We start from the raw sequence: 14,845 nt of genomic DNA on the forward strand, positions 1-14,845 counted from the left end.
GCCGGCCCCGCCGGCCCCGCCGGCCCCGCCGGCCCCGCCGGCCCCGCCGGCCCCGCCGGCCCCGCCGGCCCCGCCGGCCCCGCCGGCCCCGCCGGCCCCGCCGGCCGATAGCGCCACGCCCAGATCGTCAGCAGCACCCCGAGCGAGATGATCGACACGCCGAGCGGGACGTGCACCACGAGCACCCGCGCGAATCCCAGCAGAATCTGCAGCCCGACCAGGGCGAACAAGCCCAGCCCGGCCATCGCCGGCCACAGTGGCCCACCGCCCGGCCAGCGGATCGGGATCGCGCAGACCGCGGCGACCAGCACCGCGATGCCGGCGAAGGTCGCGTTCTCCCGGTGGGTGCGCAGGGCCGGAAACGACCCTGACAACATCCGGCCCGCGAAGATCGCCTGATCGAAGAGGAGCGCCGCGGCAACCGTCATGCTCACCCGGAACGGCCAATGACTCATGCGCTGTAGGCTATCAAGAAGTTCTCACCTGAGAAATTCTTGGTAATGGCATTTCTCGGTCGCACGTAGCTGGAACGTAAGCTGTGCACCGTGAGCGACGCCGCCGAGATCGGCCCCCAGGTCGGACTGCTCCTGCGCCTGGCCCACCAGCGCGCCTCCCGCACCTTCCGCGACGCGCTGGTGCCGCTCGGCATCGACGGCCGGCTCTTCGGCGTCCTCTCGGCGCTCGGACGCCTCGGCCCGTCCACCCAGGCGAGGCTGATCACCGAACTGGACGCCGACAAGTCGGCGATGCTGCGCACGGTCGACGACCTCGAGCAGCGCGGCCTGGTCGAACGCCAGAGCGTCCCGGAAGACCGCCGCGCCCGCATCATCGCGCTGACCGCGAACGGGCAGCAGTGCCTGGCCGCCGCCGAGCGGACCGCGAAGCAGACCTCGGCGACCCTGTTCGCCTCGATGGACCCGGCTCAGCTTGTCACTCTGCGCGACACCCTCGCCCACTTCGTGGCCGAGGGCCGGGAGTCCTGAGCAGCGCCCGGGAAACTCATCGTCATCTCACAAAACCCTGATAGTCACCTGGCCGGCGGCCTGCCGGAGCCGTCGGTGGCCGGCCCGGCGTCGATCTGCCGCCTCCGGAGCGCCGGTCGACCTGCTGCTCTATCCGGGCGCGGGCCACGCCTGGCCGTCGGACCTGGCCGCGGTGATCTGGAGGTTCTTCCGTCCTATTCGCTGAGCACGAACGTGAGCTCGTCCGGCTCGGTGCGGTCGAGCCGGAAGCCGCACTTCCGCAGAACCCCGATCGAGCCGGCGTTGTGGACGGCGACGTAGGCGTGCAGCGGCCGGACGCCCACTTCGCTCACGAACTGCTGAAGCGCCCGCGTCGCGATGCCGCGCCCCCAGTGCTCCCGCCCGATCCAGTAGCCGACCAGCCGCCGGCCGTCGTCCTCCCAGCTGTTGACCCCGCCCGCGACGATCCCGTCGACGAGGACGGTCCGCAGGATGACGGTGTCGTCGACCAGGAGCTTGGCCCAGTGGGCGTCGAACTGAGCCCGGTCCCGGGAGGGGAACGCCGCCATCTCGGCCGCCACCGGGTCCGCCTGGTGCTCGAAAAGCACGTCGAGGTCGCCGATCCCGGTTGCTCTGAGCCGCACCGCGTCGCCCATCACCTTGCTCCTCCGCTCGCGCCGGTCCCACATCATCGCCCATGACGGCTGCACTAGGTTTGCACTATGTACTCGGTCGAGGTGCGTGACGCGGTGCGTGACCACCTTCTGGGTGGGGCCATCAACGACTCGACGATCGTGGGCGCCGCCGTCACGGGGTCCCAGGCGCTCGGCGGCGGCGACCAGTGGTCGGACATCGATCTTGCGTTCGGTGTCGATGGCCCGCTCGAGACGACCATGCACCGATGGACCGAACTGATCTACCGCGAGTTCGCCGCGGTTCACCACTGGGACCTGCCGTACGGCTCGGCGATCTATCGGGTTTTCCTCCTGCCGGACGCACTCGAAGTCGACATCGCGTTCATGCCGGCCGCGGAGTTCCGCCCGCGCGGCCCGAGCTGGCGGACCGTGTTCGGGCATCCCGCGCCCCGGGTGGACGCCCCCACGCCGAGCCGCAGAGATCTGACCGGGCTGGCCTGGCATCACGCCCTGCATGCCCGCGTGTGCATCCGGCGGAGCCGCTGGTGGCAGGCCGAGCAGTGGATCGGCTCTCTGCGCGGGCACGTTCTCGCCCTGGCGGGTCTCCGGCTCGGCCGGGCCGCCGCCCACCTGCTCCCCGCCGATGTGACGGCGCCCCTGACGGCCACCCTGGTCCGCTCGCTGGATGAAGCCGAACTGACCCGGGCGCTCGGCGCGGCCACGGCCGCGCTGGTCGCGGAACTCGGGCTCGTCGATCGGGAGCTTGCGGGCCGCCTGGCGAACATCCTCGGCGACCCGCCCCGACGGCTCGGTCAGTAGCGGCAGCGCAGCACCATCAGGGTGTGCCCGGGCACGTCGACCTGGCCGCCCGCTTTGGTGGTCTTCCGGCGGGTGGCCAGCAGGGGGTCGGCTGTGTTGACGACGATCTCCCACGTACGCCCGAAATCGCGGCCCGGCAGCGAGAAACGCAGCTCCTCGCCGACCGGGTTGAAAAGCAGCAGGAACGAGTCGTCGTTGATCTCCTCGCCGAGGGCGTCCCGCTCGGGCAGCCCGTGGCCGTTGAGGAAGACCGTCATCGTCATTCCGCTGCGGGTGTTCCAATCGGCCTCGGTCATTGCCTCGCCGTCGCGTCGCAGCCAGGCGATGTCGGGCACCTTGCTGTCGCCGACCGGTTCGCCGGTGAAGAAGCGGCGGCGCCGGAAAATGGGGTGCTCGGCGCGCAGGCGGGTCAGGTGGCGGGTGAACGTGGTGAGCACGTCCTGGTGGCGGGCGTCCTCCCAGTCGACCCAGCTCAGCTCGTTGTCCTGGCAGTAGACGTTGTTGTTGCCCTGCTGGGTGCGGCCGAGTTCGTCGCCGTGCGCGAGCATCGGCACGCCCTGGCTGAGGAGCAGGGTGGCCAGGAAATTGCGTTTCTGGCGTTCGCGCAGCGCGACGATCGCGGCGTCGTCGCTGGGCCCTTCGATGCCGCAGTTCCACGACCGGTTGTGGCTTTCGCCGTCGCGGTTGTCCTCGCCGTTCGCCTCGTTGTGCTTGCCGTTGTAGGAGACGAGGTCGGTCAGGGTGAAACCGTCGTGGGCGGTCACGAAGTTGATGCTGGCCAGCGGACGGCGGCCGTCCACCTCGTACAGGTCGCTGCTTCCGGTGAAGCGGGAGGCGAAATCGCCGAGGCTGGCCGGTTCGCCGCGCCAGAAATCGCGGACCGAGTCGCGGTATTTGCCGTTCCATTCGGTCCACAACGGCGGGAAACCGCCGACCTGGTAGCCGCCGTCGCCGACGTCCCACGGTTCGGCGATGAGCTTGACCTGCGACACGACCGGGTCCTGGTTGACCAGGTCGAAGAAGGCGGCCAGCCGGTTGACCTCATGGAATTCGCGGGCGAGCGCGGCCGCGAGGTCGAACCGGAATCCGTCGACGTGCATTTCGGTCACCCAGTAGCGCAGCGAGTCCATGATGAGCCGCAGTGATTCGTGGTGCCGCACGTTCAGGCTGTTACCGGTGCCGGTCGTGTCGTAGTAGTACTGCTTGTCCTCGTCGACCAGACGGTAGTAGGCCGGATTGTCGATGCCGCGGAACGACAGGGTCGGGCCGAGGTGATTGCCTTCGGCGGTGTGGTTGTAGACGACGTCGAGAATGACCTCGATGCCGGCCTGGTGCAGCGCCTTCACCATCGACTTGAATTCCTGCACCTGACCGCCGTGCCCGCCGAACGAGGCGTACTCGTTGTGCGGGGCGAAGAACCCGATCGTGTTGTAACCCCAGTAGTTGCGCAGGCCCCGGTCGAGCAGCGTGCTGTCCTGCACGAACTGGTGCACCGGCATGAGTTCGACCGCGGTGACGCCGAGGTTCTTGAAATGCTTGATCATCGCAGGGTGGGCGAGCCCGGAATAGGTTCCGCGCACATCCTCCGGAATGTTCGGGTTCTGCATCGTCATGCCCTTGACGTGGCATTCGTAGATGACGGTCTGGTGCATCGGAATGCGGAGAGGACGGTCGTTACCCCAGTCGAAGAACGGGTTGATGACCACGCTCTTCTGCGCGAACGGCGCCGAATCCGCGTCGTTGCGCGACAGCGGGTCGCCGAACCGGTAGGCGAACAGGGCCTCGCTCCAGGCGTTCTCCCCCTCGATCGCCTTCGCGTAGGGGTCGAGGAGCAGCTTGCTGGGATTGCACCGCAGGCCCTGACCGGGGTCGTAGGGGCCGTGCACCCGGTAGCCGTAGCGCTGCCCGGGGACTATGCGGGGCAGGTAGCCGTGCCAGACGAACGCCTCGCGCTCCGGCAGATCGATCCTCGTCTCCGTGCCATCCGCGTCGAACAGGCACAACTCCACCCGGTCGGCCGCCTCCGAGAACAGCGCGAAGTTCGTCCCGCCGCCGTCGTAGGTCGCGCCGAGGGGGTAGGGGTTTCCGGGCCAGATCCGCATGCCCGCACCACTTCCCATCGAGACCGCCCCCCAATCAGAATCCCCACCCTAATTCAAGATCAATTTCCCGGTGTCGTAGCGGGGTGGTGGGTGGCGGACCGCAGCTCACGCCGAGGGCCCGCCCGGGCCGAGCAGGGCGCTGGCGCGCCCGAAACGCCCGGCCCGCCCGGGCGACCTGCGTAAGTGGTCGCGCCGATGCTCCCGCGAAGCCCCGGTCGCCATAGCGTTCACTTCAGGTCATTGCAATGAACCGTTGCGTTGCTCGCCAGCCAGTTGCAACGATTTAGGCGGGCATTACCTGCGAAGATAGGCTTTCAACGCAACGACGCGATTGCCGAATACGCGAACGCAACGTAGCGTTTCTCGTGTCGGAAACACCGCCTGGCAGGGAGAGAACCCATGCAGAAGTTCGCCACCACCGCACCCGTCACCGCCGTCCTCGACATCCCCGCGGGGCGCATCCAGTTGATCGCCGCCGACCGGTCCGACACCACGGTCGACATCCGGCCCGCCGACGCCTCGCGGTCCCGCGACGTGAAAGCGGCCGAGCAGGTCGACGTCGAATACGCCGGCGGCGTCCTGCGGGTCGCGGTCGAGAGCAAGAACCAGCTGTTCGGCCCGTCCGGTTCGATCGAGGTGACCGTTCAGCTGCCCGCCGGCTCGCGGGTCGAGGTCAAGGGGGCCGGCACCGACTTCCGGGCCGTCGGGCGCCTCGGCGACGTGGCGTACGAGAGTGCGCAGGCCGCCGTCAAGATCGACGAGGCGTCGAGCGCCCGGATCACCGTCCAGGCCGGTGACGTCGAGATCGGCCGGCTCACCGGTCCGGGCGAGATCAGCACCGGCAAGGGCGACGTACGCATCGCCGAGGCCGTCCGCGGCAAACTGGTCCTGACCACGCAGGCCGGCGACCTGTCGGTCGGCGCCGCGGCCGGGGTCTCCGCGTCGCTCGACGCCGGCACCACCCACGGCCGGGTCGACAACGCGCTGCGCAACACCGGCGACGCCGCGCTGGAGATCCGCGCGACGACCGCCTACGGCGACATCACCGCTCGGAGTCTGTGACCCGGTTCCCCTTGAGGTCGTTGATTCCCTTGTTGCTGCTGCCGTGCGCCGGGGTGGTGGAGGTCGGCGGCTGGTCGACGATGAAGTCGCCGGTCTCCTCCACCCCGGTGATCTGCTGATCGGTGCTGGCTCCGGCGTTCTCGGACTTCGCGTCGCGCTCGGTTTCCCTGGTCATGTCCGACGGGTTACCCCTCCCGGCGAAGGTGATTCAGCAGATCAAGGGAGAGATTCCACAGCCGGGCGGCTTTCTCCGGGTCCATCGCGTACGCGGCGACACCGCGCCGGAATCCCGGAGTGTGCCCGGCCGCGATCTGGCAGTCCTCGAAGTACCTCCCGGTCACCCCGTCGACCAGCGGGGACGCCGCCAGCAGGACCGACGTGGCCGCACCCTGCTCGACCGTCTTGACCGAGACGCCGGTGGCGCCGGCCGGGTCGAAGGAGTCGGGCGGCGTCGGAAGGTGACGGCTCAGGCCGGTGCCCCAGATGCGGCCCGGGTTGAGCGCGTTCACCGCGATGCGGTCGGCGGCCCAGAGCCTGGCCGCCTCGACCGCGAACAGGATGTCGGCCGTCTTGGACTGGCTGTACGCGGCCCAGGGGTCGTACGGGTGGCGCACGAAGTCGACGTCGTCGAACAGCACCTCGCCGTTGATGTGCCCCACGGAACTGACCACGACCACGCGCGCACCCCCAGCCGCAGCCAGGGCCTCGTGCAGCCCGAGGGAGAGCTGCAGGTGGCCGAGATGATTAGTGGCGAACTGCAGTTCCCGTCCTTCGGGCGTACGCGTCTCGGGCGTCGCCATGACGCCCGCGTTGTTGACCAGGATGTGCAGCGGGCCGCTCCAGCCCCGAACGAAACGATCGACCGACGCCGGAACCGCAAGATCAAGCTCTTGGCGGGTGGTGGCGGTGACCTCGGCGCCGGCTGCGGCCAGCGCCCGCGCGGTCTCGGCGCCGATGCCCGACCCGCCGCCGGTGACGATCGCCCGCTTGCCGGTCAGGTCGACGCCGGCGAGGACCTCGGCCGCGGTGCTGGCGGCGCCGAACGGAATAGGGGTCATGGTGTAGGCCTCCTGCTAGGTTTCGCTATGCGGACCCCGGTCCGATTGATGACTCCAGCATAAGCGGACCGCGGTCCGGTTGGTATGTGAGGTGTGCCATGCGGGCGGACGCCCAGGAAAACCACGAGCGGCTCCTCGAGGTGGCGGCGCGGGCGTTCGCGCGCGAGGGCACCAGCGCGTCCCTCAAGGCGATCGCCCGCGAGGCGGGCGTCGGCATCGGCACGGTTTACCGCCGCTTCCCGACCCGGGAGACCCTGATCGAGGCCGTCTACCAGCAGGAGGTCGCCCGCCTGTGCGCCGCCGCCCCGGCCCTGGCCGCCGACCCGGGCGGCGCGGCCGCCCTGCGCGCGTGGATGGAACAGTTCGTCGATTTCATGGGCACCAAACGGGAACTGCTCCGCCCCGCCCTCACCTCGGACGACGAAAAGCAGCAGACCCGCGACCAGCTGCGGTCCGCGATACGTGTGCTTCTCGATGCCGGTGTGGCCGCCGGGACGATCCGGCCGTCCGTCGACCCCAACGACCTGCTGCTCTCGCTGGGCGGCATCACCCTCATCGCCGACGCCGAAAACCATCGCGCGCTGGCCGGCCGCTTGATCGCACTGCTGCTGGACGGCGTCCTGACCTGAGGTTTCCCGCGCAGAACCAACCGAATAGCAACCGGTTAGCTCTCCACGGCCCCCGGCCCGCGCCGAACAGAGGGACATGACCGATGCGATGATCGTCCAGCTGGCCCTGCAGGCAATGACGATCGCGGCCAAGATGGCGGCGCCGGTCCTGTTGACCGCGTTGGTGGTGGGGTTCGCGATCTCCCTGTTCCAGTCGGTGACCCAGATCCAGGAGGCAACGCTCTCCTTCGTCCCGAAGGCGGCCGCGATCGGCGCGGTCCTGCTCTTCGCGGGCAACTGGATGCTGCACCAGATGATGACCTACACGACCCAGCTCTTCGAGCACATCCCCGACCTGCTCCGCTGACCCGCCCGCCGCCCGCCGCCCGCCCGCCGGTGCCCGCCCGGCCGGTGGCTCGCCGGCCGGTTCGAGGTGCTGTCCAGCGCGACCCGGCGATATCGGCGGGCGACGTACTCCAGCACCAGCTCCGTCACGCCCGGACGAGGCCGGCCGCGCCCGCGATCGTGCTGCCGGAGAGCGTTCTCCTCCGCCGTCAAGCTCCGGTCGTGCGTTCGTCGGCGTGCGGTCCTGGCCCGGTTGACCGGCGCGCACGACCGGGAGGACCCGGCATCACGACCAGCGCGTTGAGAGCCGCCTTGGACACCGAACAGGCCGCGGTCATGCCGCCCACCGATGCGAGCGACCCGCCCTCGCCCGACACATCGACGATCCGGCCGCGCCGAACTGCCGGACCACCTCTCGCCCGATGCCCCCGGCATCCCCGGGGTCACCACGACGATCCGCTCCGTTGTCCGGAGCTTGTTGTCCGGCGCCTGCTCGCCGACACCGGACAACGCATCCCGGCTAGACCTGGTGGCTGACATGGCTCGAACAGCCTGAACGGGAGAGGGACAACGATGACTACGAGCAAGCGCACACTGGCCCTGACGGCCACCGGCATCGCCCTGGCGGTGGGTGTGTTCGGCACCCCAGGATCAGCCTCGGCGGCCACCGGTGCCGCCCCCGGCGTTTCAGCCTCCTACCGGGGCAGTCAGATCGACCTTGCCAACGGGTGGAACGGGGCTCAGGCGTGCGCCGAGTTCGCCCCCGGGGACGTGCGCTGCTATGACTCCACGGCACAGGCCGACCAGGCCACCGGAGGCGGGTTGCAGCCGATGGCGCTGTACGACTGCCCGTCCGGCTGGGTCTGCCTCTGGCAGAGCATCAACTACAAGGGGCGGCGGCTGCAGTGGTCCTCGGCGGGGACCAAGAAGCTGGCCCAGTGGGGCTTCCGCGATCAGGCCAGCAGCGCTGCGCTGATGCGGCCGCAGGGTGGTGCCGAATGCACCGACTACCGGTCCGGAGGACTCCCCGACCCGCACCTGTTCCTGCGGGCCGGCGCGAGCTACAGCGACTTCCGCCAGATCTCTTACACCTATGGCGGCAACTGGAACGACAAGGTGGATCAGATCTCGATCTGAGGACGAGGCCAGGAGTCGAGGACCGCGTCGACGGTGGTGGCGACCGGGGGGCTCGGTGGCGCGGCCGGGGTCCGGGAGAAGCGGGGCGCCGGGGCCGGCTGCGTGACCCCGTCGACGGTGACGAAGGACGAACGCGACTTCATATGCGGGTGGTCCGGAGCCTCCGACGGCGAGAGTACGGGCGCCACGCAGGCGTCGACGGCGTCGAACACCTCGGCCCACTCGTCGCGGGTCCGGGTGGCGAAGGCGGTGGCGAACCGGGAACGCAGCACCGGCCATCCGGCTACGTCGTGCTGGCCGGGCAGCGACGGGTCGGAGTCCAGGCCGAGCCCCCGCAGCAGGGCGGCGTAGAACTGCGGCTCGATCGCGCCGACCGCGACGTACTGACCGTCCGCAGTGGAGTACGTGTCGTAGAAGGGGGCACCGCCGTCCAGCAGATTGGAACCTCTCGGCCCGGTCCAGATGCCGGACGCCATCGCACCGTGGAGGAAAGCGGTCAGCAGACCCGCCCCGTCCACCATCGCCGCGTCCACCACCTGGCCGCGACCGGTGTGCTCCCGCGAGACGAGCGCTGCCAGCACCCCGACCGCCAACAGCATGCCGCCGCCGGCCAGATCCCCGAGATAGTTCAGGGGGGCGGGCGGCGGCGAGCCGGCGTGCCCCAACGGATCCAGGGCCCCGGATACCGCGATGTAGTCGATGTCGTGCCCGGCCCGCGAGGCGAGCGGCCCGTCCTGCCCCCACCCGGTCATCCGTGCATAGACCAACCGGGAATTCATAGCGGAGCACACGGAAGGCCCGAATCCGAGCCGCTCGGCCACCCCCGGCCGGAACCCCTCCACCAGCACGTCGGCGCGCGACACCAGCGACAGCAGCGACGACACCCCCGAGGGCGTCTTGAGGTCGAGCGTCACCGTCCGGCGTCCCCGGTCGAGCGGGCCCACCGGCACCACCCGGGACTCCGGCCGCGACACCTGCACCACGTCGGCCCCGAGGTCGGCCAGCATCATGCAGCCGAACGGCCCCGGCACCAGCCCGGCCAGCTCGACGACGCGGATCCCGGCGAGCGCGGTCATGCGACCGCGAACCGGTCGCCGTAGCGATCGGCCAACTGGCGCGCCCGCCCGGCGAAGTCCCGATGCTGCGTCGCGTAGCGCAGCACCCCACCGGTCCAGGCCGGGAACCCGATCCCCAGAATCGAGCCGACGTTCCCGTCCTCGGCGGTCCGCAGCACACCCTCGGCCAGGCACTTCCGCGCGTCGATCGCCTCGCTGAACAGGAACCGCTCCTGCAGATCCTCGAACGGCACTTCGCGACCCGGGCGGGTGGCGAGCTCGGCGAGGCCGGTCCAGAGACCGGTGCGCCGGCTTTCCGCGTACGCGTAGAAGCCGCGCCCAACCGCCCGGCCCGGCCGACCGTGCTCGTCGACCATGAAGTCGACGAGATCCTTCGACGGGCCCTGCACGCCGGAAGCACGGTGAATGCGCTGCAACAGCGCGATGCTGACCTCGTCGGCCAGGGCCAGAGGCCCGGTCGGATAGCCGGCCTGCAACGCCGCCTGCTCGACCATCGGGGCGGGCACGCCCGCGGCCAGCATCAGCAGCGCCTCGTCGACGAATTTGCCGATGACCCGGCTGGTGAAGAAGCCGCGCCCGTCGTTGACCACGATCGGCGTCTTACCGATGCGGCGTCCCAGGTCAAAAGCGCGGGCGATCGCCTCGTCACCGGTCCGCGCGCCGGCCACGATCTCGAGCAGCGGCATCTTCCCGACCGGGGAGAAGAAGTGCATGCCGATGAAGTCGGCCGGCCGGTCCACGCCCGAGGCCAGGTCGGTGATCGGCAGGGTCGACGTGTTGGAGGCGAGCAGCGCGTCCGGCGCGACGACCGGCAGCACGTCGGCGAAGACGGACTTCTTGAGGTCCGCATCCTCGAAGACGGCTTCGATCACGACGTCCGCACCGGCCAGGTCGTCCAGCGAGGCGGTCGGGGTGATCCGGGCGAGCACGGACGGCTCACCCGAGGCGACCGCCCGCCGCGCCGCATCGAGGGACACATCCTTGACGACGACGTCGAGGCCGGCGCGGGCACAGGCGTACGCGATCCCGGCCCCCATCATGCCCGCGCCGAGCACAGCCACCTTGACTGCCGCCCGCACCGGCACCTGCGGCCGGGCCAGGCCGCCGTTGACCGCCCGCAGGTCGGAGAACAGCGCCCCGATCATGTTCTTGGCGATCTGCCCGGTGAGCAGCGTGATGAGGTGCCGCGTCTCGATCGTCTGGGCAGTCTCGAAGTCGACCTGCGCCCCCTCGACCGCGGTGGCGAGGATGGCCTCGGGCGCCGGAAGGCGGCAGCCCTTGAGCTGCTTACGCAGCGTCGCCGCGAACGCCGGCAGCTGCGCGGCCAGCTTGGGCGAGGCCGGCGTGCCCCCAGGCATCCGATAGCCGTCCCGATCCCACGGCTGGGCGGCATCCGGATTGGCCACGATCCAGGCCCGCGCCCGCCCCATCAGCCCGGTATCAATCCGCCCCGCTCGTTCACGCAGTTCGTCAGCCCCCGTGCCCGACAGCGCCGCCGCGACAGGCCGCCGCTCACCGAAGGGCCCCGTAGCAGCAGCGCCTTGACGTGTTGATTCCGCCGATGTCGATCCGCTCAATGTTGACCGCGTCAATGTTGACCGCGTCAATGTTGACCGCGTCAATGTTGACGGCGTCAATGTTGACGCCGTTGTGCTGTGCGGCTGGGCGTCGGAGCGCGGGGACGCGGGCTCGTATTGACGTGTTGATTCGGCCCGGGTCGATCCCGTCAATGTCGATCCCGTCAATGTTGATGGCCTCAATGTTGATGGCGGTGTGCTCGTCGGTTGGTCGCCTGAGGGCGGTGCGGCAGGCTCGTGTTGACGTGTTGATTCCGTCAATGTTGATTCCGTCAACGTTGACGGTGGCGTGGTACGCGGCGGCGTGCTGGGCAGCTGGCTGCTGGTTACATGCGCGGCGGTTACGTGCGCGGCGGTTGGTAGGGCGGCGGTTGGTTGGGCGGCGGTTGGTAGGGCGGCGGTTGGTTGGGCGGCGGTTGGTTGGGCGGCGGTTGGTTGCGCGGCGATTAGTTGTGCTGCGGTTGCATGCGCGGCCGTTGGCTGGGCGGCGGTTGGTTGTGGGGCGGGGTGGGTCGCTTCGGTGGGTGGGACCAGTTCGTCGATCAGGCCGGCGGCCACTGCGTCGGCTGGGCGTAGGCGGCGGCCGGTCAGCAGCCAAGTGGTCAAGGCCGGGGCGAGGCCTAGCATGCGGACCGTTCGGGTCACGCCGCCCGCGCCGGGCAGCAGGCCCAGCGTGACCTCGGGGAAGCCGATCCGGGTGTCGGGCGTGTCGAGCGCGATCCGGTAGTGGCACGCAAGCGCGATCTCCAGCCCGCCGCCGAGGGCGGCGCCGTTGATCGCGGCGACCACCGGACGCCCGTACGTCTCGAGCCGCCGCAGGTCCCGCTTGATCGTGGTCAACAGGGCGGCGAGGCGCGGAGCGTCCTCGCGGGTCGCCCGGCTCATGAGCGGGAGGTCGCCGCCCGCGAAGAAGGTGCTCTTGGCACTGGTGACGATGACGCCGGTGACATTGTCGCGTTCCGCCTCGAGCCGGTCCATCGTGGCGGTCATCGCGTTCACGTAGCGGTCGTTCATCGTGTTGGCATGTTGCACCGGATCGTCGATTGTCAGCACGACGATGCCGTCGGCGCCCCGCTCGTACGAGATCATGAGAGCCTTTCCAGGACCGTGGCGACGCCCATGCCGCCGCCGATGCACAGGGTGACCACGGCGCGGCGGAGGTCGCGGCGTTCCAGTTCGTCGAGGGCGGTGCCGAGCAGCATCGCGCCGGTCGCGCCGAGCGGGTGGCCGAGGGCGATCGCGCCGCCGTTGACGTTGACCCGGGACGGGTCGATGGCGAGTTCGCGGATGTAGCGGAGCGCGACCGCCGCGAACGCCTCGTTGATCTCGAAGAGGTCGATGTCGTCCAGGGTGAGCCCGGCGACGGCCAGCGCCTTGCGGGTGGCCGGCGCCGGGCCGACCAGCATCAGCGTCGAGTCGGTGCCGGTCACCGCCGCGCCGACGATTTTGGCGCGCGGCGTGAGGCCCAGTTCGTGTCCGATCTGTTCGGAACCGATCAGTGTCAGCGCCGCACCGTCCACGATGCCGGACGAATTCCCGGCGTGGTGCACGTGGTCGAGCTTCTCGACCCACGGGAACTGCTGCAAGGCGACGGCGTCAAAACCGGCGTCGGCGAACGACGGCTTGAGCCCGGCGAGACCGGCCAGCGACGTGTCGGGCCGCATGTGCTCGTCGACGGTCAGGATGTCGAGACCGTTGGCGTCGCGGACCGGCACCACCGAGCGTGCGAAGTGGCCGCCGGCCCAGGCCTTGGCGGCGAGGTCCTGCGACCGCAGCGCCCACCCGTCGACGTCCTCCCGCGTGAACCCCTCGATTGTCGCGATCAGGTCGGCGCTGATGCCCTGCGGCACGAATCCGGTGGCCAGCGCGGTCTCCGGATCCAGGAACCAGGCTCCACCGTCGGAGCCCATCGGGTTGCGCGACATCGACTCGACGCCGCCGGCCAGGATCAGGTGTTCCCAGCCGCCCCGGATGCGGGCGGCCGCCTGGTTGACCGCCTCGAGGCCGGAGCCGCAGAACCGGTCGAGCTGCACCCCGGCCACCGTGTCGGGCAGGCCGGCGAGCAGGGCCGCCGAGCGGGGGAGTACGCCGCCCTGCTCGCCGACGGGGGTGACGATGCCCATCACGAGGTCGTCGATGCGGCGCGGGTCGAGCCCGGGGTTGCGGTCGAGCAGCGAGGAGATCAGGCCGGTGGTCAGGGTGATCGGCTTGACCCCGTGCAGGGCGCCGGACGATTTGCCGCGGCCGCGCGGGGTCCGTACCGCGTCGAAGACGTACGCCTCAGAGGGCACGCGCGATCAGCTCCTTCATGATCTCGTTGGTGCCGCCGTAGATCTTCTGGACGCGCGCGTCGGCGTACATCTTGGCGATCGGGTATTCGGTGGTGTAGCCGTAGCCGCCGAAGATCTGCAGGCAGCGGTCGACAACCTCGCACTGGCCCTCGGTGAGCCAGCTCTTGGCCATCGCGGCGGTCGCCACGTCGAGTTCGCCGCGCCGGTGCCGTTCGATGCAGTCGTCGAGGAAGACCCGGGAGACCCGGGTGCGCGTTGCGCACTCGGCCAGGACCATGCGGGTGTTCTGGTGGGCGATCAACGGCTTGCCGAAGGCGGTGCGCTCTTTCGCGTACGCGGTGGCGAGCTCGACGGCTCGTTGCATGGCCGCGACGGCGGCTACTCCGATGACGAGTCGTTCCTGAGGCAGCTGCCGCATCATCTGGAAGAAGCCGGCGCCTTCCTGACCCAGCAGGTCGGCGGCGGGCACCCGGACGTCGTCGAAGAAGAGTTCGGCGGTGTCGTTGGCGTGCAGCCCGATCTTGTCCAGCGTTCTTCCGCGGGTGAACTCGGAGGCCAGCAGCAGGCTGATCCCGTCGGCGCCGCGCGAGGTGTCCGTCTTGACGGCCAGAACGACCAGGTCGGCGACGGCCCCGTTGGTGATGAACGTCTTGGAGCCGTTGACTATGTAGACGTCACCGTCGCGGACGGCCCGGGTGCGGATCGCCTGCAGGTCGGAGCCGCCGCCCGGCTCGGTCATGCCGATCGCCCCGACCAGCGACCCGTCGCAGAGCCCGGGCAGCCAGCGCCGCTTCTGCTCCTCGGTGCCGTAGGCGACCAGGTAGCCGGTGACGATGCCGCTGTGCACGGCCAGGCCGAGACTGCCCTCGCCGGTGTGGGCCTGCTCGTGCAGCAGGGTCGCCTCGTGGGTGAAGTCGCCGTCCCCGCCACCGTACGCCGCCGGGACCGACAGCCCGAGCAGGCCGAGCTCGCCCGCCCGCCGGTAGTGCGAACGGTCGGGGTGGCCCTGCTGTTCGAGCCGCTGGGCGTGGGGGATGACCTCTTTGGTGAAGAAGGCGCGGGCCAGCTCGGCGAGATCGTCGTGCTCGGGCCGCTGCCACGACGGGCGGTACCCGTCGAGTCCGGGCGTGACCATGGCCCTCACCCTCGCGCGTTATTGGCACACTGTCAACA

15 protein-coding genes are annotated in these 14,845 nt (G+C 70.0%); 6 read left to right on the top strand and 9 right to left on the bottom strand.

Annotation, left to right across the window (positions count from 1 at the left end; translation table 11 throughout):
- Positions 1-455 (bottom strand): hypothetical protein (locus tag ACIA5C_RS07320; protein WP_396052253.1); only part of this gene is annotated, 455 nt, incomplete at its 3' end.
- A 90-nt stretch (positions 456-545) separates the two neighbouring features.
- On the opposite strand from ACIA5C_RS07320, the gene ACIA5C_RS07325 reads away from it, so the two are divergent.
- Positions 546-983, top strand: a complete 438-nt coding sequence (locus tag ACIA5C_RS07325; protein WP_396052255.1) for a MarR family winged helix-turn-helix transcriptional regulator — start codon at positions 546-548, stop codon at positions 981-983.
- Positions 984-1,177: 194 nt separating this feature from the next.
- Here ACIA5C_RS07325 and ACIA5C_RS07330 read toward each other — a convergent pair whose 3' ends face one another.
- Positions 1,178-1,618, bottom strand: coding sequence for a GNAT family N-acetyltransferase (locus ACIA5C_RS07330; protein ID WP_396052257.1), 441 nt, complete (start codon positions 1,616-1,618; stop codon positions 1,178-1,180).
- A gap of 66 nt (positions 1,619-1,684) precedes the next feature.
- On the opposite strand from ACIA5C_RS07330, the gene ACIA5C_RS07335 reads away from it, so the two are divergent.
- On the top strand, positions 1,685-2,416 hold the full coding sequence (locus ACIA5C_RS07335) for a hypothetical protein (RefSeq protein ID WP_396052259.1): 732 nt from the start codon (positions 1,685-1,687) through the stop codon (positions 2,414-2,416).
- Here the strand turns inward: ACIA5C_RS07335 and glgX are convergent.
- The gene (gene glgX, locus ACIA5C_RS07340; RefSeq protein WP_396052260.1) at positions 2,410-4,518 is read right to left on the bottom strand and encodes a glycogen debranching protein GlgX; all 2,109 of its coding nucleotides are present in this window, start codon (positions 4,516-4,518) and stop codon (positions 2,410-2,412) included. The two genes, ACIA5C_RS07335 and glgX, sit on opposite strands and share 7 nt — an antisense overlap.
- Before the next feature lie 399 nt (positions 4,519-4,917).
- Here glgX and ACIA5C_RS07345 point away from each other — a divergent pair, with 399 nt between their 5' ends.
- A complete protein-coding gene (locus ACIA5C_RS07345; RefSeq protein WP_396052262.1) occupies positions 4,918-5,580 on the top strand; it encodes a DUF4097 family beta strand repeat-containing protein in 663 nt (220 codons plus the stop codon).
- Here ACIA5C_RS07345 and ACIA5C_RS07350 read toward each other — a convergent pair.
- Both ACIA5C_RS07350 and ACIA5C_RS07355 read right to left on the bottom strand, forming a co-directional pair.
- Complete coding sequence (locus ACIA5C_RS07350) at positions 5,561-5,755, bottom strand: hypothetical protein (protein WP_396052263.1); 195 nt, start codon at positions 5,753-5,755, stop codon at positions 5,561-5,563. The genes ACIA5C_RS07345 and ACIA5C_RS07350 overlap by 20 nt on opposite strands.
- Before the next feature lie 10 nt (positions 5,756-5,765).
- Positions 5,766-6,638 carry an SDR family NAD(P)-dependent oxidoreductase gene (locus tag ACIA5C_RS07355; RefSeq protein ID WP_396052265.1) on the bottom strand — a complete coding sequence of 291 codons (873 nt, stop codon included), beginning with the start codon at positions 6,636-6,638 and terminating at the stop codon, positions 5,766-5,768.
- 98 nt (positions 6,639-6,736) lie between these two features.
- Here ACIA5C_RS07355 and ACIA5C_RS07360 point away from each other — a divergent pair, with 98 nt between their 5' ends.
- From ACIA5C_RS07360 to ACIA5C_RS07370, 3 genes are all read left to right on the top strand, one after another.
- Complete coding sequence (locus ACIA5C_RS07360) at positions 6,737-7,267, top strand: TetR/AcrR family transcriptional regulator (RefSeq protein ID WP_396052266.1); 531 nt, start codon at positions 6,737-6,739, stop codon at positions 7,265-7,267.
- A gap of 76 nt (positions 7,268-7,343) precedes the next feature.
- Entirely contained in the window at positions 7,344-7,613 is a 270-nt protein-coding gene (fliQ, locus tag ACIA5C_RS07365; RefSeq protein ID WP_364096986.1) for a flagellar biosynthesis protein FliQ, read from the top strand.
- A gap of 551 nt (positions 7,614-8,164) precedes the next feature.
- Complete coding sequence (locus tag ACIA5C_RS07370) at positions 8,165-8,728, top strand: peptidase inhibitor family I36 protein (RefSeq protein WP_396052268.1); 564 nt, start codon at positions 8,165-8,167, stop codon at positions 8,726-8,728.
- Here ACIA5C_RS07370 and ACIA5C_RS07375 read toward each other — a convergent pair.
- From ACIA5C_RS07375 to ACIA5C_RS07390, 4 genes are read right to left on the bottom strand one after another with little or no spacing between them, the layout of a single operon-like run.
- The gene (locus tag ACIA5C_RS07375) at positions 8,713-9,804 is read right to left on the bottom strand and encodes a CaiB/BaiF CoA transferase family protein (RefSeq protein WP_396052270.1); all 1,092 of its coding nucleotides are present in this window, start codon (positions 9,802-9,804) and stop codon (positions 8,713-8,715) included. The two genes, ACIA5C_RS07370 and ACIA5C_RS07375, sit on opposite strands and share 16 nt — an antisense overlap.
- On the bottom strand, positions 9,801-12,470 hold the full coding sequence (locus tag ACIA5C_RS07380; RefSeq protein WP_396052271.1) for a 3-hydroxyacyl-CoA dehydrogenase NAD-binding domain-containing protein: 2,670 nt from the start codon (positions 12,468-12,470) through the stop codon (positions 9,801-9,803). The genes ACIA5C_RS07375 and ACIA5C_RS07380 overlap by 4 nt, the downstream gene beginning before the upstream one ends.
- On the bottom strand, positions 12,467-13,672 hold the full coding sequence (locus tag ACIA5C_RS07385) for an acetyl-CoA C-acetyltransferase (RefSeq protein ID WP_396052272.1): 1,206 nt from the start codon (positions 13,670-13,672) through the stop codon (positions 12,467-12,469). The genes ACIA5C_RS07380 and ACIA5C_RS07385 overlap by 4 nt, the downstream gene beginning before the upstream one ends.
- Complete coding sequence (locus ACIA5C_RS07390; RefSeq protein WP_396052273.1) at positions 13,662-14,807, bottom strand: acyl-CoA dehydrogenase family protein; 1,146 nt, start codon at positions 14,805-14,807, stop codon at positions 13,662-13,664. The genes ACIA5C_RS07385 and ACIA5C_RS07390 overlap by 11 nt, the downstream gene beginning before the upstream one ends.
- Positions 14,808-14,845 lie beyond the last annotated feature (38 nt).

Source organism: Actinoplanes sp. NPDC051343 (assembly GCF_044455125.1).
In the GTDB taxonomy this organism is placed as follows: Bacteria; Actinomycetota; Actinomycetes; order Mycobacteriales; family Micromonosporaceae; genus Actinoplanes.